Consider the following 20,502-nt stretch of genomic DNA (forward strand, 5'->3'; position numbering starts at 1 on the left):
CCACTGCCTCGCGGAACCATTCCGGCGGCGGGCCGTGCCGGACCTCGCTACCGCCCCGCGCAGGCCAGGATCGCGGCGTCGATCGCGGTGGCGGCGCCGCGCAGCGCGTAACTGTCGGCGAAGGGACGGCCGCGCACGCCGACCGTCTCGATGCTCATGCTGCGCGCGCCGCGCAGCGCCGCGACGATCGCCCGGTCGCTCGCCGCGTCGGTCGCGAAGGCGTCGACACCGTTGCCGACCAGCGCGAACCGCCGCTCGCCGACCGTCAGCGTCACCGGCGCCGAGCGGTCGCGCTCGCGACTCAGCCGGACGTGAAGCGAGGCGCGCAGGCCGCGGCCGCTGCTCGTCTCGGTCCAGCGCGCGACGCTGGCGAAGGGCCGCCAGCGCGACGCGCCCCCGGCCGAGGCGGGACTGGCGATGGCATAGCAGCGGTCGCGGTCGCGGAACGCGCCCCAGCTTCGCCACACGCCGATCGTCTCCCTCGCCGCCAGCGGCCCCGCCGCGACCAGCAGCAGGGTGGCCAGCAATCCCGTCCGTCGCATGCGTGTCATGGCCCGGCCTGTCGATCCTCGCGCGGAGCGATGCAACGGCAAAGCGCGTTAACCGCTCGTTTACCCTCGTTGTCGGAGGGAGCAACGCTTGCTCCGCTCCGTCAATCGGGTAGGACTGGAATCCAAATCGGCCGAATGCGGGCCTGGGGGATGATATGAAGGCGACGATCGAACGCGCGACGCTCCTGAAGGGGCTGAGCCATGTGCAGTCGGTGGTGGAGCGCCGCAACACCATCCCCATCCTGTCCAACGTCCTGCTCGAAGCCAGCACCGACGGCCATCTGAAGATGATGGCGACCGACCTGGACCTCCAGATCAACGAGCAGGTGCCCGCCGCGGTCGACCAGCCCGGCTCGACCACCGTGTCCGCGCACACGCTGTTCGACATCGCGCGCAAGCTGCCCGAGGGGTCGCAGGTGTCGCTGTCCGCCGCCGAGGGTCGCATGACCATCGTCGCCGGTCGCGCGCGCTTTTCGCTCGGCACGCTGCCGCGCGACGACTTCCCGGTGATCGCCGAGGGCGAGTTGCCGACCCAGTTCGAACTGCCCGCCGAGACGCTGAAGCAGATCATCGACAAGACGCGCTTCGCCATCTCCACCGAGGAGACGCGCTATTATCTGAACGGCATCTTCCTGCACGTCGCCACCGACGGCCCGGAGCCGGTGCTGAAGGCGGCGGCGACCGACGGCCACCGGCTGGCGCGGGTCACCATGCCGCGCCCCGAGGGCGCCGAGCAGATGCCGGACGTGATCGTGCCGCGCAAATGCGTGGGCGAGCTGCGCAAGCTGCTCGACGAGGTGGACGGGTCGGTCGGCGTGTCGCTGTCGGGCACCAAGATCCGCTTCGACCTGGGCCGCGCGATCCTGACCTCCAAGCTGATCGACGGCACCTTCCCCGATTATTCGCGCGTCATCCCGACCGGCAACGACAAGATCCTGAAGCTTGACCCCAAGAGCTTCATGGAGGGGGTCGACCGCGTCTCCACCATCGCGACGGAAAAGACCCGCGCGGTGAAGATGGCGCTGGACCGCGACCGCATCACCTTGTCGGTGAGCAGCCCCGAAAACGGCACCGCCGCCGAGGAAGTGCCCGGCGAATACACCGCCCCGCCCTTCGAGATCGGCTTCAACAGCCGCTATCTGCTCGACATCCTGGGCCAGATCGACAGCGACCTGGTCGAGGTGCATCTCGCCGACGCCAGCGCGCCGACCTTGATCCGCGAGAATGACAAGGCGCCAGCGCTCTACGTGCTGATGCCGATGCGGGTGTAAACGGGAGCGGTTCGTCCGGCGACCCGGCGGGAAAGGAGTCCGATCATGCAAGCCTATGACATCCGCGATGCGGCCGATCGGCTTGACGAATTGGTCCGGCGGGTCGAGCTCGGTGAGCAGATCGAGATCGAGCGGGGCGGCATGATCGTCGCCCGGCTTGCCCCGGCGCCGGCCGCCGCGAGCTTCGATCTCGCTCGACTCGATGCACTGGCCGCCACGCTCCCCTTCGATCCGAGCGACAGCGTGGCGGAGATGCGGCGAGAGGCGCGCTATTAGTGATCTATTGTGACACGTCGCTGATCGTCGCGGCGTTGACCAACGAACCGCATAGCGAGCGCGCGCGCCATTGGCTGCGATCCGAACCGGCCGAGCCATTGGCCATCAGTGCCTGGACGCTGACCGAGGTCGCCAGCGCCTTGGCGATGAAGCACCGGCGCGGCGTGCTGGACGATGCCGCGCTGGCGGCGGTGGACGGCATCTGGACAGAATTCCGCTCGGCGCGCTGTTCGATGCTGGCCATCGACGAATCGCATTTTCGCGAGGCCGGAGTGCTGGTGAACACCCCGCCACGCGGCCTGCGCGCGGCGGATGCGTTGCACCTCGCCGTCGCGCTCCGCTCCGGAGCCGCTATCGCCACGTTCGATCACGATCTCGCCGAGTCCGCCAAGGCGCGCGGGCTCGATGTCCATCCCCGTTCCTGACATCCTCGCCGACCCTTGCTCGACCGCCTCACCCTCAGCGATTTCCGCAACCATGACGCGCTGAGCCTCGCGCCCGGTCCCGGCTTCGTGGTGCTGACCGGCGCGAACGGAGCGGGAAAGACCAACGTGCTGGAGGCGGTGTCGCTGCTGGCGCCCGGTCGCGGGCTGCGCCGTGCAGCCCTGGCGGCGATGGCGCGGCAGGGCGGCGCGGGCGGCTGGGGCGTGGCGGCGCGCGTCGCGGGCGTCGAGCTCGGCACCGGCACCCAGGCCCCCGCCCCCGATCGCCGCATCGTCCGCATCCAGGGCGCGGCCGCCACCGCCACCGGGCTGACCGAGTGGATCACGCCGCTCTGGCTGACCCCGGCCACCGATCGGCTGTTCGTCGAGCCGGCGGGCGAGCGGCGGCGCTTCCTCGACCGGCTGGTGCTGGCGTTGTCGCCGGCCCATGCCGGCCATGCCAGCCGCTATGAGGCGGCGATGCGCGAGCGCAACCGGCTGCTGGCGGGTGCGCATCCCGCCGATCCCGAATGGCTGACCGCGCTGGAGGCGCGCATGGCCGAACATGGCGCGGCGCTCGACGCGGCGCGGCTGGAGACGGTCGCGCTGCTCGCCGAACGGCTCGACGCGGCCCCGGCGGGCGCCTTCCCACATGCCAGGCTGCACCTGCTGGGCGAGCCGATCCAGGGCGATTCCTTCGCCCGTGCGCTGGCGATGGGCCGCCGCCGCGATGCCGCCGCCGGCCGCACGCTGATCGGGCCGCATCGCGCCGACCTCGCGGTCATCCACCGCGAAAAGGCGCAAGCGGCGGCGTTGGCCTCGACCGGCGAGCAGAAGGCGCTGTTGATCGGCATCGTCCTGGCCCATGCCGAGCTGGTCGCGGAACGCACCGGCCGCGCGCCGGTGCTGCTGCTCGACGAGGTGGCCGCGCATCTCGATCCCGGCCGCCGCGCGGCGCTGTTCGCCCGGCTGGACGGCCGCGGACAGACCTGGATGACGGGCACCGAGGCGGCGCTGTTCGCCGACCTGTCGGCGGACGCGACGCGGATCGACCTGTAGCGACGGCTCGACTTTGCGCGCGAGACGCGGAAAAGGAAGGTCATGCCTTCCCCCGCTCCCAAGCCCGTCATCGTCCTGGTCCGCCCGCAACTGGGCGAGAATATCGGCAAGGCCGCGCGCGCCATGCTCAATTTCGGGCTCACCGAGCTGCGGCTGGTTTCGCCGCGCGACGGCTGGCCCAATCCCCAGGCCGGCCCCGCCGCCTCGGGCGCCGACCTGGTGCTGGAGCGCGCGGTCGTGTTCGAGACAGTGGCCGAGGCGGTGGCCGATTGCGCGCATGTCTATGCCACCACGGTGCGCAAGCGCGGGGTGACCAAGCCCGTGGTCACACCGGAGGAAGCCGCCACCGCGATCCAGGCCGAGCCGGGGCGCAGCGCCTTCCTGTTCGGGCCCGAGCGGTCGGGGCTGGAGACGGACGATGTCGCGCTCGCCCGCACCATCGTGACGGTGCCGATCAATCCGGAGTTCGGCAGCCTGAACCTGGCGCAGGCGGTGATCCTGATCGCCTATGAATGGTCCAAGCACCAGGCGCTGGCGCAGCCGCCCGAGACCGAGCTGCCGCCCCCCGCCCCGCAGGGCGAGCTGGAGGGGATGATCGGCCAGCTCGACTCGATGCTGGAGGCGGCGCATTTCTTCTTCCCGCCCGAACGCGCCGGCGCGACGCGGCGGACATTGCGGACGCTGCTGACCAAGCCCGGCTGGTCGAGCCAGGAGGTCCGCACGCTGCGCGGCGTGCTATCGGCGCTGGAAGGCGCGAAGCTGCGCCGCGGCCGGACGGAGGACGAATCAGCGGGTTCGGTCGAACCGGTCGAGTTCATAGGCGATCGAGGCCTCGACCAGCCGCTCCCATAGGTCGGCGATCACCTCAGCCGGCAGGCCGAGCCGTTCCGCCTCGGCGCGGGCATTGGCGATCACTTGCGTCTTGCGCGCCTCGTCGCGCACCGCGCCGCGCGCCGGTTTGATCCGCGCCGCCGCGTCCATATAGGCGAAGCGCCGGGCGAGCAGCGCGACCAGTTCGCGGTCGAGCGCGTCGACGCCGGCGCGGACCTCGGTCATGGTGGTGCAGTCGGGGCCGGGCAGGATCGTGTCAGACATGGCCGCGCTCTAGCCGCGCCTGCCGCGCCCGCCAATGCGGGATCACGATCAGGCTTTGCATCGGCCGCGGATTTCAGGTCATATCCCCTGTCTCTTTTACAGGGAAAACGACCAATGTTCATGCTCTTGCTGTCCGCCGCCCTTGCCGCCCAAACGACCGCGCCGGAAGCGCCCGCGGCCACGCCGACGCCGACGCCGACGCCGGTCGCGGCGGAGAAGCCGGTCTGTCGCAAGGAGGTGCCGCTCGGCTCGATCATGGCCAAGCGCACCTGCCACAGCAAAGCGGAGTGGGCGGCGATCGACAGCGCCAATGCCGGCGCGGCGGAGAATGCACGGCGCATCAATGGCGGGCGCACCGGCGCGCCGCGCTGACCGCGCCTGCTTGACTCCGGGACCGCCTGCGGCTAGGCGCGCCCCTTCGCAATCGGCCCCGCATCCCGGTGAAGCGGCGGCCCTGCCCTCCTGCGCGTGAGAATCCTCATTCGTCCGAGTCGCGGAGCGATACCGGGACCAACGTTGTTGTCAGTTGCAAGGAATTACGATGTCGAAGCGCCATAGCGCCAAGCACAAGCTCGATCGCCGTCTTGGCGAGAACATCTGGGGCCGTCCCAAGTCGCCGGTCAACAAGCGCGAATACGGCCCCGGCCAGCACGGCCAGCGCCGCAAGGGCAAGGTCTCCGACTATGGCATCCAGCTCCGCGCCAAGCAGAAGCTGAAGGGCTATTACGGCGACGTCACCGAGAAGCAGTTCAAGCAGTGCTACCAGGAGGCCGCCCGCATGAAGGGCGACACCTCGCAGAACCTGATCGGCCTGCTGGAGCAGCGCCTGGACATGATCGTCTATCGCGCCAAGTATGCGCCGACGATCTTCGCCGCGCGCCAGCTGGTCAGCCACGGCCACATCCGCGTCAACGGCGTGAAGTGCAACATCGCGTCGCGTCGCTGCTTCGTCGGCGACGAGATCACGCTGGGCACCAAGGCCAAGGAAATGGCGCTGGTGCTCGAGGCGCAGAACCTCGCCGAGCGTGAGATCCCCGATTACGTCGCGCCGGACGGCAACGCCAAGATCACCTTCGTCCGCGTGCCGACGCTGGACGAGGTGCCTTATCCGGTGAAGATGGAGCCGAACCTGGTCGTCGAGTTCTACTCGCGCTAAGACCCGTTCGACTCCGAACACGAAAACGGGCGGTCCCCTTTGCGGGGGCCGCCTTTTTTCGTGGGATTTCATTTGCTCACCGCGGCGAGCCCGGCCAAACCATCCGGCGCATCCAGGAGACACCATGCGCCTCACGATCCTCGCCCTGCTCGCCACCGTCGCCGCGCCCGCCCTGGCCCAGACCCGGCCCGCGCCCGCGCCTGCGCCCGCTATTTCGCCGGAGACGCTGAAGACCGTCACCCAGACGCTGTCGTCCGACGCCTATGAAGGGCGCGCGCCGACCACCGCGGGCGAGGAGAAGACCGTCGCGTACATCATCGAACGGTTCAAGGCGGCGGGGCTGAAGCCCGGCAATCACGGCGCATGGACGCAGGCCGTGCCGATGGTGGAGATCACCGCCACCGACATGTCGCCGATGACCTTCACCGTGCCGGGCAAGCCGGCGCAGCGGCTGGCCTATCGCACCGACATGGTCGCCGGCACCTATCGCGTCACGCCGTCGATCGCGGTCAAGGACAGCCCGGTCGTCTTCGTCGGCTATGGCATCACCGCGCCCGAAAAGGGTTGGGACGATTATGCCGGCGTCGACGTGAAGGGAAAGACGGTCGTCATCCTGATCAACGACGCCGACTGGCAGACCATGGGCCGCGAGGGACCGTTCGAGGGTCGGGCGATGACGTGGTACGGCCGCTGGCCCTACAAGTTCGAGAATGCCGCGAAGCACGGCGCCGCCGCCGCAATCATCGTCCACCAGACCGAGCCGGCCGCCTATCCTTGGGCGGTGGTGCAATCCTCCTGGACGGGCCCGCAGCTCGAACTGGACGAAAAGGGCGATCATCTCGACCAGAGCCAGGCGGTGGGCTGGATGCAGCTGCCCCAGGCGCAGGCGCTGTTCGCCGCCGCTGGCAAGGATTTCGCCGCCCTGTCCGAGGCCGCCAAGACCAAGGGCTTCAAGGCGGTGCCGCTCGATGCGCGGATGTCGCTCAGCTTCCGCAACACGATCCGGCGTCAGGCGTCGAAGAACGTGATCGGCGTGCTGCCGGGCACCGCGCACCCCGATGACTATGTTCTCTATTCCGCGCATTGGGACCATCTGGGCCGGTGCGATCCGGTCGATGGCGACGACATCTGCAACGGCGCGGTCGACAACGCCTCGGGCGTCGCCGGGCTGGTCGCGCTCGCCGAGGCGCAGGCCAAGGCGGGGCCGGCGAAACGCTCGATCGGGTTCCTGGCGGTGACGGCGGAGGAGTCGGGGCTGCTCGGCTCGCGCTATTATGCCGAACATCCGATCTATCCGCTCGGTCACACGGTCGGTGGCGTCAATATGGACGTGCTCAACGTCAACGGCCTAACGCGCGACTTCGTGATCGCGGGGGCGGGCAAGTCGGAACTGGAGGATCTGGTCAAGCCGATCGTCGCCGCCGAGGGACGCGTGATCGGAACCGAGAGCAACCCGGAGCGCGGCGGCTATTACCGGTCGGACCATTTCTCCTTCGCCAAGCTGGGCGTGCCGATGCTCGACGCCAATTCGGGCCAGGACCTGGTGGCGGGCGGCACCGCCGCCGGCCATGCCAAGGCCGAGGATTATGTCGCCAACCGCTATCACAAGCCGGCCGACGAATATGATCCGAAATGGGACTGGTCGGGTGCGCTGTCCGACCTGCGCATCTATTACAAGCTCGGCCGGATGCTGGCCTATGATGGCAATGCGTGGCCAAACTGGTATCCGACCGCCGAATTCCGCGCCATTCGCGACCGTAGCCGAGACGCCACACGATGACCGAGCCCATGACCACCGCTTCCGCCCCCACCACCCCGCCGCCGCCCGCCGAATGGGCGCCGCACAAGGCGGTGTGGATCGGCTTCCCCAGCCATCCCGAACTCTGGGTCGAGGATCTGGCGCCGGCGCGCGCGGAGGTCGCCGCCTTCGCCCGCGCCGTCCATGCCGAGGGACGCGGCGAGACGGTGATCCTGGTCTGCGCCAATGCCGAATCGGCCGCGGCGGCCGCCGCCCTCGCGCCATTCGCGCAGGTCGAGGTGCAGCCCTTCGGCGACATCTGGCTGCGCGACACCGGCCCGATCCTGATCGGTGACGGTCAGGCGCGCGACTTCGACTTCAACGGCTGGGGCGGCAAATACGACCTGCCGGGCGACGACACGATCGGGATGCGGCTGGCGCAGACGCAAGGGCGCAAGGTTGGCTATTGCAACTGGGTGCTGGAGGGCGGCGCGATCGATGGCGACGGCACCGGCACGGTCGTCACCACCGAGCAATGCCTGCTCAACGCCAATCGCAACCCGACGCTGACCCGCGACCAGATCGCCGCCCGGCTCGCCGAGGATTTGGGACTGACCCGCGTCGTGTGGCTGGGCGACGGGCTGCTCAACGACCATACCGACGGCCATGTCGACAATCTCGCCCGCTTCGTCGGCGAGGGCCGGGTCGCGATTCCCGAAGCGGCGGAGAACGACCCGAACTGGCAAGTCTATCAGGCCGCGCACCGCGCGCTGACCGCGGCGGGGCTGGAGGTCGTCACCCTCCCCTCGCCCGGCCGGGTGATCCGCGACGACGAGATCGTGCCCGCCAGCTACATGAACTTCTATATCGGCAACGCCGCGGTGGTCGTGCCGCTCTATGGCGCCGAGAATGACGATGCGGCGGTCGCGGCGGTCCAGGCGCTGTTCCCCGACCGCCAGGCGGTGGGCCAGCGCGCCGACCATATCCTGACCGGCGGCGGCAGCTTCCACTGCATCTCGCAGCAGATTCCCGCCTGATCAATCCAGGAAGCGGGTGACGCGGGCCGCGCGAGCCCTTATCTGGGCGCGCATGACCGAGATCACCGTCGCCGCGCTCCAGCTCGCCTTTTCATCGGATATCGATGCGAACATCGCCAACGTCTCGCGCCTGGTGCGCGAGGCGCATGGCCGGGGCGCGCAGGTGATCCTGCCGCCCGAACTGTTCGAGGGCGAGTATTTCTGCCGGGTCGAGGATGAGGGCCTGTTCTCCAACGCCAGGCCGGTCGGCGAGCACAAGGCTGTGCTGGCGATGCAGGCGCTGGCCGAAGCGCTGAAGGTGTGGATCCCGACCAGCTTCTTCGAGGCGGACGGGCCGCATCATTACAACAGCCTAGCGATGATCGGCCCGGACGGCGAGGTGCGCGGCGTCTATCGCAAGAGCCATATCCCGGACGGACCGGGCTATGAGGAGAAATTCTACTTCCGCCCCGGCAATACCGGCTTCAAGGTTTGGGACGGCCCCGCCGCCAAGCTGGGCGTCGGCGTCTGCTGGGACCAATGGTATCCGGAGACCGCGCGCGCGATGATGCTGATGGGGGCGGAGCTGCTCTTCTATCCGACCGCGATCGGCAGCGAGCCGCACGACACCTCGCTCGACACGGCGCGGTTGTGGCGGCGCGCGATGGTCGGCCATGCGGTGTCGAACGTGGTGCCGGTGATCGCCGCCAACCGCGTCGGCACGGAGCATGGCCAGACCTTCTACGGCACCAGCTTCATCACCGACGAGCGCGGCGACATCCTGGCCGAGCTGGACCGCGAGGAGGAGGGCGTGATCGTCGCGACGCTCGACCTCGACCGGGTGAAGCGCCACCGGGCCGCCTTCGGCTTCTTCCGCGACCGGCGACCGGAGCTGTACGGCCGGCTGGTGCAGGACGTGTGATCTAGCCGCCCGTCATCGCCGCCCGCAGCGCCACCGCGCGGGCGAAGACGGCCTCGAACATTGCGGTCGTGAGCCGGCCGGTGTTCTGGTTGTAGCGCGAACAGTGATAGCTATCGATCAGCACCCGGCCGTCGGGCATGACATGTTCGGCCAGGTGGCCGAACCGCGCCTTGGGCAGGCGGCCGCCCATCACCTTCACCGCCGACTGGTGCGCGATCTGGCCGAGGGCGACGACGATCCGCACCCGGGGCAGCGCGGCGAGCTGTCCCTCCAGAAAGGGGCGGCAGTTGCGGATCTCGTCGGGGTTGGGCTTGTTGGCCGGTGGCAGGCACTTGACCGCATTGACGATCGCGGCGCCGGTCAGGTGCAGGTCGTCGCCGGGATCGGCGGTGAACAGGCCGCCCGCCAGCCCGAATTTGCGCAAGGTGCCGAACAGCAGGTCGCCCGAATAGTCGCCGGTGAAGGGCCGGCCGGTGCGGTTCGCCCCCTGCTTGCCGGGGGCCAAGCCGACAAGCGCCAACCAGGCATCGGGGTCGCCGAACGCGGTGACCGGCGCGTTCCACCAGTCCGGGTGCTCGGCGCGCAGCGTCTCGCGCAACGCCACCAGCCGCGGGCAGCGCGGACAGTCGCGCGGCGGTTCGGTCTCGGGGATGGGCGAGGATGCGGATGCGGTGATTTGCGGGTAAGCGCTGGTCATGACGCGTACAACCTATGCGATCGCGCTCGGCTCCAACCGCAGCGGGCGCGCCGGTCGCCCCGAGGCGATGGTGGCCGCCGCCGCGGCGCGGCTGGGCGCGCGGGTCGTGTCGCCGATCATCCGCACGCCGCCGCTCGGCCCTTCGATCCGCCGGTTCGCCAATGCCGCCGCGCTGGTGGACAGCGACCTGGCGCCGTCGGCGATGCTGGCATGGCTGAAAGCGATCGAGCGTGATCTCGGCCGGCGGCGCGGGCGGCGCTGGGGGGCGCGGCCGATCGACCTGGACATTATCCTCTGGTCCGGCGGCCGGTGGCACGCGCGCGACCTGACCATTCCCCATAACGCCTTTCGATCGCGCGACTTCGTGCTGGTGCCGCTGGCCGCGATCGCCGGCGACTGGCGCGATCCGGTGACGCGTCGCAGCGTCCGGCAATTGCGCACGGTGGTTGACCGCCGCCGCCCCCGTCCCTAGTCACGCGCATGTTGGGTCCGTAGCTCAGTCGGTAGAGCAAGCGACTTTTAATCGAGAGGTCCCGGGTTCGAGCCCCGGCGGACCCACCATCCTCTCCCCTGCCTGTCAGAATGTCACCAGCTCGTCCCAGGGGATGATGCGGTGGAGATGCGCGACCGCCGAGCGCGGCACGCGGAAGGTGCAGGCCGGGTTGAACTGCTCGAATTCGTAATAGGAGGCGCTCTGGCGCACCAGCCGCTTGGCGATCACGGTGAAGATGCGCTCGCCATCGCCGTCCGGCCGGCGCATCTGTGCGACCACATAGTCGCCGGTGCTGGGCGGACGGTTGGGATCGACATAGCCCAGCTCGCCCGGCTCGTAGCGCGGAGCCATGGAGACGCCGCGGAAATACAGCGCATAGACGTCGCGCTTGTGATCGAGCGTCAGCGGTCGCCGGGCATAGTCGATCACATCGTCCATCTGCATCTCCATCGCCTCGACCTGAACCGGCTCGTCCGAATCGGGAAGCCTGATGTCGGAGCAGAGCGCGGTGCCGACGATCGGCACGTCGCGCGGCCGGTCCTGACCGCGCAGCGCCAGGAACGGTCGGCGGTCGGGGGGCTCCTGCCCGGTCGCGCGCTGGCCCGCCTCGAACTCGGCGAAGGTCACGCCGATCGCGCCGAGCAGCTTCTCGATCGTGTCGTGCTGCGCCGCGCCGCGACGGCGGATGTCGCTGAGCACATTGCGGTTGAGACGGGCGCGGACGGTCCAGGCATTGGCGGACAGGCCGGCCGGCTTGACGGCCATCAGCCGGTCATGGAGCGACAGGGGATCAGCGGACATGATGTCAGCACTAGCTGGCATTGCGGCACCAGTCATCACCGAAGCTAACCGAATATCACTTCCGAATGTCAGCGTTTGCTGATATAGACGCTTTCTGCGCTGACAGAGCGTCACCGGCCGGCAGGCCACAGGAGGAACAGCATGACCCCGATCATGGACACGGACGTGGCGATGGCCATGTCCGCGCAGGATGCCGACCGTGCCGGGGACGACCCCTCCTGGGTCGAGGCGGTCGGCACCAACCATGCCGATCGCTGCATGGCGACCGACGGGTGCCGGAAACTGCTGCGGGCGCAGCTCGCCACCGGCGCGCACTGGCTCCGCGATCCGGACCGGCTGGCCGCGGCGCGCGCCAGCGTCGGCCTGCCGGACGATCCCGTATAGAACAAAACAAGTACATCATGCCGCGAAGGAGAGATATCATGGCCACCGCCCTGCCCGCGAGCGCCCCCGGCGCCGCTCCGCCGCCCCGCATGGCGACCAAGGATCTGCTGACGCTGATCTGCACCATCATCGCCGCCGCCGCCGTGCTCGCCGGCGCGATCCGGGGCGATGGTCAGCGCGAACAGCGGCTGCAACAGGTCGAGACGCAGGTCCGCCAGCTCGAGCAGCGCGAGGACCGGCGGCAGGATCTGCTCAACGCCATCGACGTGCGCACCGCACGGATCGAGGCGACCTTGCAGATGATGACCAAGGGCGCGGCGAAATGAGCCAGGTGCCGGCGATGCTGGTGGTGGCCTGTCTCGCGGTGCGCGCACTGCCCGCGCTGCGCCTGACGCTGCGCCTGACCTTGGGCCTCGTCACCGCCGGCCTGCGCCGCCGGCGGTGGACGATCCGCCCCGACTGAAGCCCGCCCCGATGCCGGGGCCTAAGCGGAGATGCAGTGATGACCCGTATCAACTGGCGCGAAGCCTCGCGCTGGTGGTCCGTGCGCCTGTCGGCGTTCGGATCGCTTCTCTACGCCGCGATGATCCTGATGCCCGAGCGGCTGCTCGATCTGTGGACGATGATGCCGGCGGAGCTTCGTGCGATGCTGCCGGCGCGTGCCGACGCGTGGCTGGGGATGATTCTGTTCGCGCTGGTCATCGCCGCGCGCCTGTCGCCCCAGCCGCTCCGCGATCCGCGTCCGCGTCCGGCCGAGCGCGGGGCGGTCCCGGCCCGGGCGATCGGCGGCACGGCGATGGTCGCGGCGGCGCTGACGCTGGCGATCGCCGGGCTGCGCGAGGACGAAGGCAAGCGCAACACCAGCTATGTCGACATCGCCGGCGTCGCCACTAGCTGTTTCGGCCATACCGGGCCTGGAGTGCGCACCGGCCAGCATCGCAGCGATGCCGAATGCGAGACGCTGTTGCGACGCGACGCGCAGGCGCATCTCGCCGGTGCGCTGGCCTGTTCGCCCGAACTGGCGGAGCGACCGAACCAGCTCGCGGCCGTCACGCGGCTGACCTTCAACATCGGTGTCGCCGCCTATTGCCGGTCGAGCGTCGCCCGACATTTCGCCGCCGGGCGCTGGCGCGAGGGTTGCGACCGGTTCCTCGCCTTTTGGTTCGCGGGCGGCCGTGCGGTGCGCGGACTGCTGCTGCGCCGCCAGCGTGAGCGGGCGCTGTGCCGCACCGGCCTGCCTGTTTGACCCCTCCCCCACGGGCCCAAGGACCGGCCAATGCTGCGGTTCGCCACCGCCCCGTCGGGTGCCGGGCCCGTCCGCGAACAGGCCTGCCGTCCGGCACGCCGATGGAGCGGCTTCTGGCGGTCCGGGCGGGGCGGGCACTACCCGCATCGCCGCGCCCCGCGCCAAAGCCGTGGCCCGGCAAGGGCGTCCTCCCCTTCGCTTGGGGGTGGGAGAGGGTGAATGGCGCGAAGCGCGGCTTCGCCCGTCCGGGTGGCGATGGTCGCAACTGGATAGGCGCGAACGAAGCCGGGAGGGTTGACCGGGTATAAGGGATTTCCTCCCCTGCTCAGCGGAACCCCGCGTCCGTTGCGGCATTGTTCCTCCTGGTTGCCGGCGATGATCCGGCGGCCCGCAAAGAGGACCTCCATGAGCCGTGTGACACTGACCCTGTTCGGGGCCAATAACCGTATCGCCGCCGACGACCGCAAGCCGCTGCCCTCAATCGAACTCGACAGCCAGATCAAGCCCGAGACGCTGGAGCGCCTGTCCGGCCTGACCCCGGTGGAGCGCGCGCTGTTCCAGTCGCTGTCGCGCAATACCGACGCCGTCGCGGCCTGACCCGGTCCGGGGCCCGCCGCCTAGCGCTGGGCCTGGATCAACCGAAGATACGCGATCATCTCCCGGCGACCGGTCGAGGAGAGTTGCACAAGTACGCGCCGGGCGTCGCGGCGGTCGGGTACCCGCTTCACCAGCCCCTGACTCTCCAGCAGGTGGACATAGCGCAAAGCGGTCGATGCCGCGACGCCGGACGCCAGGCAGGCGGCGGTGGTCGATACTGTTCGCCCTTCCGATTCCGCGATCAGCAGATCGAGCAGCAGGTCCCAAGCGGGATCAGCGAAGAGGTCGGGATAGCGCTGGAAATGGCGGTCGCGCCATCGTCGTTCATGCCATAGTCGCAATGCCAGCCCGGCGACATCGTCCGGGACGACCGGGTTGCGTTCCCGCCGGCTCATCGACGAACGCCAAGATCAGGGCGCATCTCGGTCACCACCTCCCCATGATCTTCACCGCCATTTCGACACCCCCAGCATGACTATGGCCACCCGCGTTGCGCCAGCGGCACTATGGCGGGGAGCACTTCTATCGCGAAGGCGATATGATATTGTTAACTGGTCCGGACGTTTGTTCGTACTTACCGGCGATGATACGGTTAAGAACCATGTTTCATCTTTATTCCATGCGCTTACGGCGAAAAGCGTCCGTCATGGACCAAGTGAAAACGAGCCGTGGCCGTGGATGAACTGACCTTGGCGGTCGTCGGACTGGATCATCCCAATGCGGACCGCAGCAGCCGGCGGTTCGAGGCGATGCTCTGTCGTCCTGGCGATCCGGTGTCGCTGCGCCCGGAACCCCGAAACCCGCACGATCCCCATGCCGTCGCCGTGCTAAGCGAGCGCGGCGTGCAGATCGGCTATATCACCGCCGAGCGCGCGCCCTGGATCGGCGGTCGACTGCGCCAGGGCCGGCCCGTCGTCGCCCTGTTCCAAGGCATGGCCGGAACGGTGGCCTATATCCGGCTGCGCTTCGGCGGCGATGCGCCGCACCGGCTGCCGCCGATCGCGCCGGCGGGCGACACCGGTCCGCCGGCCAGGCGGGACGAGGACGACAGCGGCTTCCACCCCGACCCTGATGGCCCCGAATGGGGGGCGTGAGCCGCTTTGCCGGCTTGCGCAGACCCTCGCCGCTGTAGCACCAACACGCGATGACCGCCCCCGCCCATGTTGCCGTCGCTGCCCCTCCCGCCGTGCTCGGCTTCGACTTCGGCACAACCAATTCGGTCGCCGCGATCGCGCGCGGCGGCGAGTCCGCGCTGATCCCCATCGCGGGCTCCGACGGGGCGTCCTCCGTGTTCCGCTCGGCTCTGTGCTTCTGGCAAGAGGAATCGGCGCGCGGCGGACTGGACTCGGCGGCAGGGCCCTGGGCGATCGCGGAGTATCTCGACTTCCCCGAGGGCAGCCGCTTCCTCCAGTCGTTCAAGTCGGTGGCCGCCGCGCCCGGTTTCGACCATGCCACGGTATTCGAGCGGCGATTCCGGTTCGAGGAACTAGGCGCGCGCTTCCTCCAGCACATGATCGCGCGAGCGGGCGGTGCCCTCGACCAGAGCTTCACCCGGATCGTCGTCGGCCGCCCCGTCGAATGGGTCGGCCACCGCCCCGACGCGGCGCTGGCGCGCCACCGCTACGATGCGATGTTCGCGCCGCTGGCACGATCGGGCGCGGAGATCCATTATGTCTATGAACCGCTCGGCGCGGCGTTCAGCTATGCGGCGGCGATCGACCAGCCCGCGACCGTGCTGGTCGCCGATTTTGGTGGCGGCACCAGCGACTTCTCGGTGGTGCGGATCGAAGCGCCGGGCGCGCCGCGACGTTGCGTGCCCCTGGGCCATGCCGGGGTCGGCATCGCCGGCGACCGATTCGACTATCGCCTGGTCGACCATCTGGTGATGCCGCTGCTCGGCAAGGGCGGACAATATCGCTCGTTCGACAAGGTGCTGGAGATCCCCGCCGGCTATTTCAGCGATTTCGGCGACTGGTCGCGCCTGGCCCTGATGCGCAACCGTCGCACGCTCGCCGAATTGGAGAAGCTGCGTCGCGCCGCGCTCGATCCCGACGCGATCGGGCGGATGATCGCGGTGATCGAGCAGGAACAGGGCTATCGCCTCTATGACGCGGTGGCTCGGGCCAAGCGCGACCTGTCGACGTCGGACCAGGCGCAGTTCGTCTTCGAGGGCGGCGGGCTGCGCATCGAGGCGGAGGTGGATCGCCGCGACTTCGAGGCGTGGATCGCGCCCGACATCGCCCGGATCGATGCGGCGGTCGACCGGGCGCTGGTCGCAGCAGGCATCGAAGCCGCGGCGGTCGACCGAATCTTCCTGACCGGCGGCACGTCGCTGACGCCGCGCATCCGCCGCCTGTTCGTCGAACGCTTCGGCGAGGAACGGCTGGCGACCGGCGATGCGCTCACCTCCATCGCTCATGGCCTCGCGCTGATCGGCGAGTCACCCGACCTGGCCGCCTGGTCCAGCACGCCGGCCTGACGATTGCAGTCGCTGCATTCCCTATTGGTCAAGTTGCACTTAACACACGCTACTGTGCGACGCATAAGGACCGGGCCTTTCAGGCATCCTCTCCTAAAAACTTTCCAGGCCGGTCTCGTACCGGCCTTTTTTTTCGCCCCGTGCCCGGACGGCTCATCCCATGTGCCGCTTGTCGAGCTTGCGGGCCAGGGTGCGGCGATGCATTCCCAGCCGCCGCGCCGCCTCGGAAATGTTGAACTCGCTATCGGCCAGCGTCTGGTGGATATGCTCCCACTCCAGCGTTTTGATGCTGGTCGGCGCGGCAGTCAGATCGACCTCGGCATCCCCCTCCACCTTGGCGAAAGCGGCTTCGATGTCGTCGGTATTGGCGGGCTTGGTCAGATAGTTGGTCGCGCCCAGCTTGATCGCCTCGACGGCGGTGGCGATGCTGGCGAAGCCGGTCAGCACGACGATCCGCATGTCCGCGTCGACCCGGTGCAGCGTCTCGATGCACGACAGGCCGGACGCCCCCGCCAGCCGGAGGTCGACCACCGCGAAGCCGGGCCGGAACGCCGCCGCCACCGCGTCGAGCTGGTCCGGCCCGGCGAGCACCTGCACCGCATAGCCGCGCCGCTCGAACGACCGCGCCAGCGTCCGCGCGAAGACCGTGTCGTCCTCCACGATCAGCAGCCGGCGCTGCGTCGCGTCGGACGGGCCCGTGCCCTCGGTCATGCCGCCTCTCCTTCCGCCGCCAGCGCCGTCAGCGGCACCCGCATCGTGATCCGCGCGCCGCGCCCGGGCAGGTTCACCGCCCGCAACGTCCCGCCCAGCGTCCGCAGCACATTGTTCGCCAGGAACAGCCCCAGCCCCGATCCCGGCCGCAGCTTGCTGCTCTGATAGGGTTTGCCGACATGCGCCAGGATATGGTCGGGGAAGCCGTGGCCGTCATCCTCGACCCGCAGCACCAGGTCCGCGCCCTCGCGGTCGACGGTCAGCGCGATGCGGCTGGCCCCCGCCTCTACCGCATTGTCCAGCGTGTTGGTCAGCGCCTGGCCCAGCGCCCGGTCGGCGATGATCGCCCAGTCGGCGACCTGCCCGTAGTCGACCGCGACCAGGTCGGGATGGATCCGGCTCCACGCCAGCAGCAGCAGGTCGACGAAGCGGCGCAAGGTGGTGCGCGCGGGCGCCTCCCCCGTCACCTCGCCGGCGGCGAACAGCACGCCGCTGACGATATCCTTGCAGCGCATCACCTCGGCGCGCATGTCCGCGACCTCGGCGGCAAGATGCGGCGACCCGGCGATGGCGGGCTCGTTCTTCCAGTCGCTGAGGATCACCGCCAGCGAGGCGAGCGGCGTGCCCAGTTCATGCGCGGCGCCGCTGGCGAGCAGGCCGATGCGGACGATATGCTCCTCCTCCGCCGCGCGCTGGCGCAGCTCCGCCAGATGCGAGTCGCGTTCGCGCAGGTTGCGGGTGACGCGGGTGACGAACAGCACGATCAGCACCGCGGTCAGCGTGAAGTTGAACCAGCTGCCCAGCACATAGGCCGGCGATGGCGAATGCGCGATCAGCGCCGGCAGGGGCAGCGGCCGATGGGTCACCGCCAGCCCGGCGAACAAGCCGCTGGTCAGCGCCACCAGCGCCCAGCTCGACCAGGTCTCCAGCAGGATTGCACCCAGCACCACCTGCAACAGGTAGAGCGAGGCGAAGGGATTGGTCGCGCCGCCGCTCAGGAAGAGCTGGATGGTCAGGCAGGTGACGTCGACGATCAGACTGGCGACCAGGTGCAGGTTGGTGATCGGCCAGCGCTTCGGGATCGCGAGCGTCAGCAGGTTGAGCACCACCAGCAGTCCCAGCGCCGCCAGCATCGCCGCCACCGGCAGGCGGATGCCCAGGCCGTAATGCACGCCCAGGATCGTCGCGAGTTGCCCGCCGACCGCCAGCCAGCGCAACTGCACCAGCAGGCGCAGGTTGCGCCGGCCCGCTTCGGTCACCGTCGGCGGCTCCATGCCGCTGGGCTGGCTGATCAGCATGACGGCGACCTTAGGACTTTCCGGGGCGGAAGAAAGCCGTTCCGGTCGTTGATGCGCCCGCTCAGCGCCGGACCGGACAGCCGGCCGCCGCGCCGCTGCCCGGATCGAGGCCGCAGAGAAAGGCGACGACGTCCGCGCGGTCGAGCGGGTCGTGCAAACCCGGATCGGGCATCGACGTGCCGGGCACCACCGCTTGCGGGCCCGCCAGCCAGCGATCGAGCCGATCGACCGTCCAGCGGCCCGATGCGGTGCGAAGCGCATAGCTGTAGGAGAAGCTGGGACTGACGCGGCCCAGCGGCTTGCCGACCACGCCGTACAGGTTCGGGCCATTGCGATCGGGCGCACCGGCCCGCGCGGCATGGCAGGAGGCACAGCGATGGAACAGGCGCTCGCCCTGCGCCGCGTCGCCGACCCGCAGCCAGTCGGCAAGGCGGGGATCAGATCCAGCCGCCGCGATCCGCCGCTCCCGCTCGGCATCGCCGCCCCCACAGGCGCTGGCCAGCAGCAGCATCGCAAGCGCCGCCGCCCGTTTCATCCCCGGCGCAGCGCGCGCCAGCCCATGAACGCGACGAGCGCGGCCAGTCCGAACCAGGTCAGCGCATAGGACAGGTGGTTGTTGGGGAAACGGACCACGGTCAGCCCACCCTCCGGCCAGCGGCCCGGCGGCGCGGTGCGATCGGAATCGATGAAATAGGGTGCGACGGTCCCCAGCCCGCGTCGTGCGGCGATCGCCGCCACGTCGCGCGAATACCAGCGATCACTGGCGGGGACGTTGCTGCGCAGGAAGCCGCCCTTGGGCTCGGTCAGCCGCAACAATCCGGTGACGGTCACCGGCCCGGCCGGCGGCGACGTCGGCTTTGTCCCGCTCGGCACGAAGCCGCGATTGACCAGCAGCACAAATCCCGTGTCGGAGCGGAACGGGGTCAGGACCCAAAAACCGGGGCCGTAGCCGGTCACCGCCTGGGTCAGCGTATCCGCGCCGACCTGGTAGCGGCCGGTGACTCGAAGACGGCGATAGGCGTCGCCTGGGCCGACGCCACGCCAGTCGGCCGGTCCCGGGGCCGGCACCGGCGCGGCTGCCAGCCGCGCCCGGGTCTGGGCGATCAGCGCCCGCTTCCAGGCGAGACGCTCGACCTGCCACACACCCAGCCCGACCAACAGCCCGACCGCCGCGACGATCGCGACGACCAGCCCCGGCCGGGCCCGGGCGCCGGTCACATCCCGCCGCCGACGTCTCCGGAAGCGGACATGGCGCCGGCCATCGCCCCCATGCCGGGCATCATGTTCTGGTTCATATGGTACATGACCCAGAGCGAGCCGGTCAGCGCGATCACCACGACGATCAGCGTGAAGATCAGCGCCATCAGCGTCCAGCCATTCTCCGACTTGGAGTTCATGTGCAGGAAATAGACCATGTGGACGACGATCTGCACCAGCGCGAAGGCCATGACGATGCCGGCGGTGACCCGCGTATCGGCAAAGGCATCGGTCATCACCAGCGCGAACGGGATCGCGGTCAGCACCACCGACAGCAGGAAGCCGGTCATGTAGCTCTTGCGGCTGCCATGCGCATGGCCGTCGCCATGATGGTCCCCGTGATGGCCATGCGCATCATGACCATGGGACGCGCCGTGCGCGGGGGCGTGGGGTTCGGCGCTCATCGCAGCACTCCGAGCAGATAGACGAAGGTGAAGACGCCGATCCAGATGACGTCCAGGAAGTGCCAGAACAGCGACAGACACTGCAGGCGGCGCTTGTTGTCGGGGATCAGCCCCTTGCGGCCGACCTGCACCATCAGCGTCACCAGCCAGATGATGCCGAAGGTGACGTGCAGCCCGTGCGTGCCGACCAGCGTGAAGAAGGCCGACAGGAAGGCCGAGCGCCACGGACCCGCACCCTCATGGATGAGGTTCGAGAATTCGTAGAGCTCGATGCCCAGAAAGGCGAGGCCGAACAGGCCGGTGACCGCCAGCCAGGCTTGCGTCGCCCCCTTCCGGTTCTCGTCCATCGCGATCATCGCGAAGCCATAGGTGATCGACGAGAAGAGCAGCATCGCAGTGTTGACCGCGACCAGCGGCAGCTCGAACAACTCGCGCTGGTCGGGGCCGCCGGCATAGCTGCCGCCATAGACGCCATAGGCCGCGAACAGCATCGCGAAGATCAGGCAGTCGCTCATCAGATAGAGCCAGAAGCCCAGCATGGTGCTGGCCCCCGCCTCGTGATGATGCTCCTCCGTCTCGTAGAAGATCGGCGCCTCGGCGCCGGGCGGGATGGTTGCGCTGCTCATGCC

29 protein-coding genes and 1 tRNA gene are annotated in these 20,502 nt (G+C 69.3%); 19 read left to right on the forward strand and 11 right to left on the reverse strand.

Going from position 1 to position 20,502, the window contains the following annotated elements:
• Nucleotides 1-47: 47 nt before the first annotated feature.
• A complete protein-coding gene (locus GGQ96_RS11735) occupies nt 48-542 on the reverse strand; it encodes a hypothetical protein (protein ID WP_184115139.1) in 495 nt (164 codons plus the stop codon).
• 164 nt (nt 543-706) lie between these two features.
• Here GGQ96_RS11735 and dnaN point away from each other — a divergent pair, with 164 nt between their 5' ends.
• Genes dnaN through GGQ96_RS11760 form a run of 5 tightly spaced genes read left to right on the forward strand, consistent with a single transcriptional unit; the run spans nt 707 to nt 4,431 of the window.
• Nucleotides 707-1,822 carry a DNA polymerase III subunit beta gene (dnaN, locus tag GGQ96_RS11740; RefSeq protein ID WP_184114817.1) on the forward strand — a complete coding sequence of 372 codons (1,116 nt, stop codon included), beginning with the start codon at nt 707-709 and terminating at the stop codon, nt 1,820-1,822.
• Between the two features lie 45 nt (nt 1,823-1,867).
• Nucleotides 1,868-2,098 (forward strand): type II toxin-antitoxin system Phd/YefM family antitoxin, encoded by a 231-nt coding sequence (locus tag GGQ96_RS11745; RefSeq protein ID WP_184114818.1) that lies wholly within the window; start codon nt 1,868-1,870, stop codon nt 2,096-2,098.
• Nucleotides 2,098-2,523, forward strand: a complete 426-nt coding sequence (locus GGQ96_RS11750; protein WP_184114819.1) for a PIN domain-containing protein — start codon at nt 2,098-2,100, stop codon at nt 2,521-2,523. Before GGQ96_RS11745 ends, GGQ96_RS11750 begins: the two co-directional genes overlap by 1 nt.
• Nucleotides 2,524-2,538: 15 nt before the next feature.
• The gene (recF, locus tag GGQ96_RS11755; RefSeq protein WP_184114820.1) at nt 2,539-3,579 is read left to right on the forward strand and encodes a DNA replication/repair protein RecF; all 1,041 of its coding nucleotides are present in this window, start codon (nt 2,539-2,541) and stop codon (nt 3,577-3,579) included.
• Between the two features lie 42 nt (nt 3,580-3,621).
• Nucleotides 3,622-4,431 carry an RNA methyltransferase gene (locus tag GGQ96_RS11760; RefSeq protein ID WP_184114821.1) on the forward strand — a complete coding sequence of 270 codons (810 nt, stop codon included), beginning with the start codon at nt 3,622-3,624 and terminating at the stop codon, nt 4,429-4,431.
• On the opposite strand, the gene GGQ96_RS11765 is transcribed toward GGQ96_RS11760, so the two are convergent.
• Nucleotides 4,366-4,674: a chorismate mutase gene (locus tag GGQ96_RS11765; protein ID WP_184114822.1), complete on the reverse strand. Its 309-nt coding sequence runs from the start codon at nt 4,672-4,674 to the stop codon at nt 4,366-4,368. The two genes, GGQ96_RS11760 and GGQ96_RS11765, sit on opposite strands and share 66 nt — an antisense overlap.
• A gap of 114 nt (nt 4,675-4,788) precedes the next feature.
• Here GGQ96_RS11765 and GGQ96_RS11770 point away from each other — a divergent pair, with 114 nt between their 5' ends.
• From GGQ96_RS11770 to aguB, 5 genes are all read left to right on the forward strand, one after another.
• Nucleotides 4,789-5,046, forward strand: a complete 258-nt coding sequence (locus GGQ96_RS11770) for a hypothetical protein (protein ID WP_184114824.1) — start codon at nt 4,789-4,791, stop codon at nt 5,044-5,046.
• 169 nt (nt 5,047-5,215) lie between these two features.
• Nucleotides 5,216-5,830 (forward strand): 30S ribosomal protein S4, encoded by a 615-nt coding sequence (gene rpsD, locus GGQ96_RS11775; protein ID WP_184114830.1) that lies wholly within the window; start codon nt 5,216-5,218, stop codon nt 5,828-5,830.
• 124 nt (nt 5,831-5,954) lie between these two features.
• Complete coding sequence (locus GGQ96_RS11780; protein ID WP_184114831.1) at nt 5,955-7,610, forward strand: M28 family metallopeptidase; 1,656 nt, start codon at nt 5,955-5,957, stop codon at nt 7,608-7,610.
• Nucleotides 7,611-7,618: 8 nt separating this feature from the next.
• Nucleotides 7,619-8,605 (forward strand): agmatine deiminase family protein, encoded by a 987-nt coding sequence (locus GGQ96_RS11785; protein ID WP_184114832.1) that lies wholly within the window; start codon nt 7,619-7,621, stop codon nt 8,603-8,605.
• Nucleotides 8,606-8,657: 52 nt separating this feature from the next.
• On the forward strand, nt 8,658-9,506 hold the full coding sequence (aguB, locus tag GGQ96_RS11790) for an N-carbamoylputrescine amidase (RefSeq protein WP_184114833.1): 849 nt from the start codon (nt 8,658-8,660) through the stop codon (nt 9,504-9,506).
• A gap of 1 nt (nt 9,507) precedes the next feature.
• On the opposite strand, the gene GGQ96_RS11795 is transcribed toward aguB, so the two are convergent.
• Nucleotides 9,508-10,203 carry a uracil-DNA glycosylase gene (locus GGQ96_RS11795; protein ID WP_184114834.1) on the reverse strand — a complete coding sequence of 232 codons (696 nt, stop codon included), beginning with the start codon at nt 10,201-10,203 and terminating at the stop codon, nt 9,508-9,510.
• On the opposite strand from GGQ96_RS11795, the gene folK reads away from it, so the two are divergent.
• Both folK and GGQ96_RS11805 read left to right on the forward strand, forming a co-directional pair.
• Nucleotides 10,202-10,675, forward strand: coding sequence for a 2-amino-4-hydroxy-6-hydroxymethyldihydropteridine diphosphokinase (gene folK / locus GGQ96_RS11800; RefSeq protein WP_184114835.1), 474 nt, complete (start codon nt 10,202-10,204; stop codon nt 10,673-10,675). The two genes, GGQ96_RS11795 and folK, sit on opposite strands and share 2 nt — an antisense overlap.
• A 13-nt stretch (nt 10,676-10,688) precedes the next feature.
• A tRNA-Lys gene (locus GGQ96_RS11805) sits at nt 10,689-10,764 on the forward strand.
• Between the two features lie 16 nt (nt 10,765-10,780).
• Here GGQ96_RS11805 and GGQ96_RS11810 read toward each other — a convergent pair.
• Complete coding sequence (locus tag GGQ96_RS11810) at nt 10,781-11,497, reverse strand: S24 family peptidase (protein ID WP_184114837.1); 717 nt, start codon at nt 11,495-11,497, stop codon at nt 10,781-10,783.
• Nucleotides 11,498-11,638: 141 nt separating this feature from the next.
• Here GGQ96_RS11810 and GGQ96_RS11815 point away from each other — a divergent pair, with 141 nt between their 5' ends.
• The 5 genes from GGQ96_RS11815 to GGQ96_RS11835 all read left to right on the forward strand — a co-directional run bounded on the left by GGQ96_RS11815 (nt 11,639) and on the right by GGQ96_RS11835 (nt 13,724).
• A complete protein-coding gene (locus GGQ96_RS11815) occupies nt 11,639-11,881 on the forward strand; it encodes a hypothetical protein (protein ID WP_184114839.1) in 243 nt (80 codons plus the stop codon).
• A gap of 38 nt (nt 11,882-11,919) precedes the next feature.
• Nucleotides 11,920-12,207, forward strand: a complete 288-nt coding sequence (locus tag GGQ96_RS11820) for a hypothetical protein (protein WP_184114841.1) — start codon at nt 11,920-11,922, stop codon at nt 12,205-12,207.
• Nucleotides 12,204-12,344, forward strand: coding sequence for a hypothetical protein (locus GGQ96_RS11825; protein WP_184114843.1), 141 nt, complete (start codon nt 12,204-12,206; stop codon nt 12,342-12,344). The genes GGQ96_RS11820 and GGQ96_RS11825 overlap by 4 nt, the downstream gene beginning before the upstream one ends.
• A gap of 39 nt (nt 12,345-12,383) precedes the next feature.
• Complete coding sequence (locus GGQ96_RS11830) at nt 12,384-13,127, forward strand: lysozyme (protein ID WP_184114845.1); 744 nt, start codon at nt 12,384-12,386, stop codon at nt 13,125-13,127.
• Nucleotides 13,128-13,532: 405 nt separating this feature from the next.
• Entirely contained in the window at nt 13,533-13,724 is a 192-nt protein-coding gene (locus GGQ96_RS11835) for a hypothetical protein (RefSeq protein WP_184114847.1), read from the forward strand.
• A gap of 20 nt (nt 13,725-13,744) precedes the next feature.
• Here the strand turns inward: GGQ96_RS11835 and GGQ96_RS11840 are convergent, their stop codons facing one another.
• Nucleotides 13,745-14,119: a helix-turn-helix domain-containing protein gene (locus GGQ96_RS11840; RefSeq protein ID WP_184114849.1), complete on the reverse strand. Its 375-nt coding sequence runs from the start codon at nt 14,117-14,119 to the stop codon at nt 13,745-13,747.
• 279 nt (nt 14,120-14,398) lie between these two features.
• On the opposite strand from GGQ96_RS11840, the gene GGQ96_RS11845 reads away from it, so the two are divergent.
• Together GGQ96_RS11845 and GGQ96_RS11850 are read left to right on the forward strand one after the other, a co-directional pair.
• Nucleotides 14,399-14,818 (forward strand): HIRAN domain-containing protein, encoded by a 420-nt coding sequence (locus tag GGQ96_RS11845; RefSeq protein ID WP_184114851.1) that lies wholly within the window; start codon nt 14,399-14,401, stop codon nt 14,816-14,818.
• A gap of 50 nt (nt 14,819-14,868) precedes the next feature.
• Entirely contained in the window at nt 14,869-16,203 is a 1,335-nt protein-coding gene (locus GGQ96_RS11850) for an Hsp70 family protein (RefSeq protein ID WP_184114853.1), read from the forward strand.
• A gap of 153 nt (nt 16,204-16,356) precedes the next feature.
• Here GGQ96_RS11850 and GGQ96_RS11855 read toward each other — a convergent pair whose 3' ends face one another.
• From GGQ96_RS11855 to cyoC, 6 genes are all read right to left on the reverse strand, one after another.
• A complete protein-coding gene (locus GGQ96_RS11855; protein ID WP_184114855.1) occupies nt 16,357-16,914 on the reverse strand; it encodes a response regulator transcription factor in 558 nt (185 codons plus the stop codon).
• Entirely contained in the window at nt 16,911-18,212 is a 1,302-nt protein-coding gene (locus GGQ96_RS11860; RefSeq protein ID WP_246360460.1) for an ATP-binding protein, read from the reverse strand. The genes GGQ96_RS11855 and GGQ96_RS11860 overlap by 4 nt, the downstream gene beginning before the upstream one ends.
• Before the next feature lie 61 nt (nt 18,213-18,273).
• The gene (locus tag GGQ96_RS11865; RefSeq protein ID WP_184114857.1) at nt 18,274-18,747 is read right to left on the reverse strand and encodes a c-type cytochrome; all 474 of its coding nucleotides are present in this window, start codon (nt 18,745-18,747) and stop codon (nt 18,274-18,276) included.
• Nucleotides 18,744-19,430 carry an SURF1 family cytochrome oxidase biogenesis protein gene (locus GGQ96_RS11870; RefSeq protein WP_184114859.1) on the reverse strand — a complete coding sequence of 229 codons (687 nt, stop codon included), beginning with the start codon at nt 19,428-19,430 and terminating at the stop codon, nt 18,744-18,746. The genes GGQ96_RS11865 and GGQ96_RS11870 overlap by 4 nt, the downstream gene beginning before the upstream one ends.
• Nucleotides 19,427-19,873, reverse strand: coding sequence for a cytochrome o ubiquinol oxidase subunit IV (gene cyoD / locus GGQ96_RS11875; protein WP_184114861.1), 447 nt, complete (start codon nt 19,871-19,873; stop codon nt 19,427-19,429). Before cyoD ends, GGQ96_RS11870 begins: the two co-directional genes overlap by 4 nt.
• On the reverse strand, nt 19,870-20,499 hold the full coding sequence (gene cyoC, locus GGQ96_RS11880) for a cytochrome o ubiquinol oxidase subunit III (RefSeq protein WP_184114863.1): 630 nt from the start codon (nt 20,497-20,499) through the stop codon (nt 19,870-19,872). The genes cyoD and cyoC overlap by 4 nt, the downstream gene beginning before the upstream one ends.
• Between the last annotated feature and the right edge of the window lie 3 nt (nt 20,500-20,502).

It is taken from the genome of Sphingomonas abaci, from assembly GCF_014199625.1.
Lineage (GTDB): Bacteria > Pseudomonadota > Alphaproteobacteria > Sphingomonadales > Sphingomonadaceae > Sphingomonas > Sphingomonas abaci.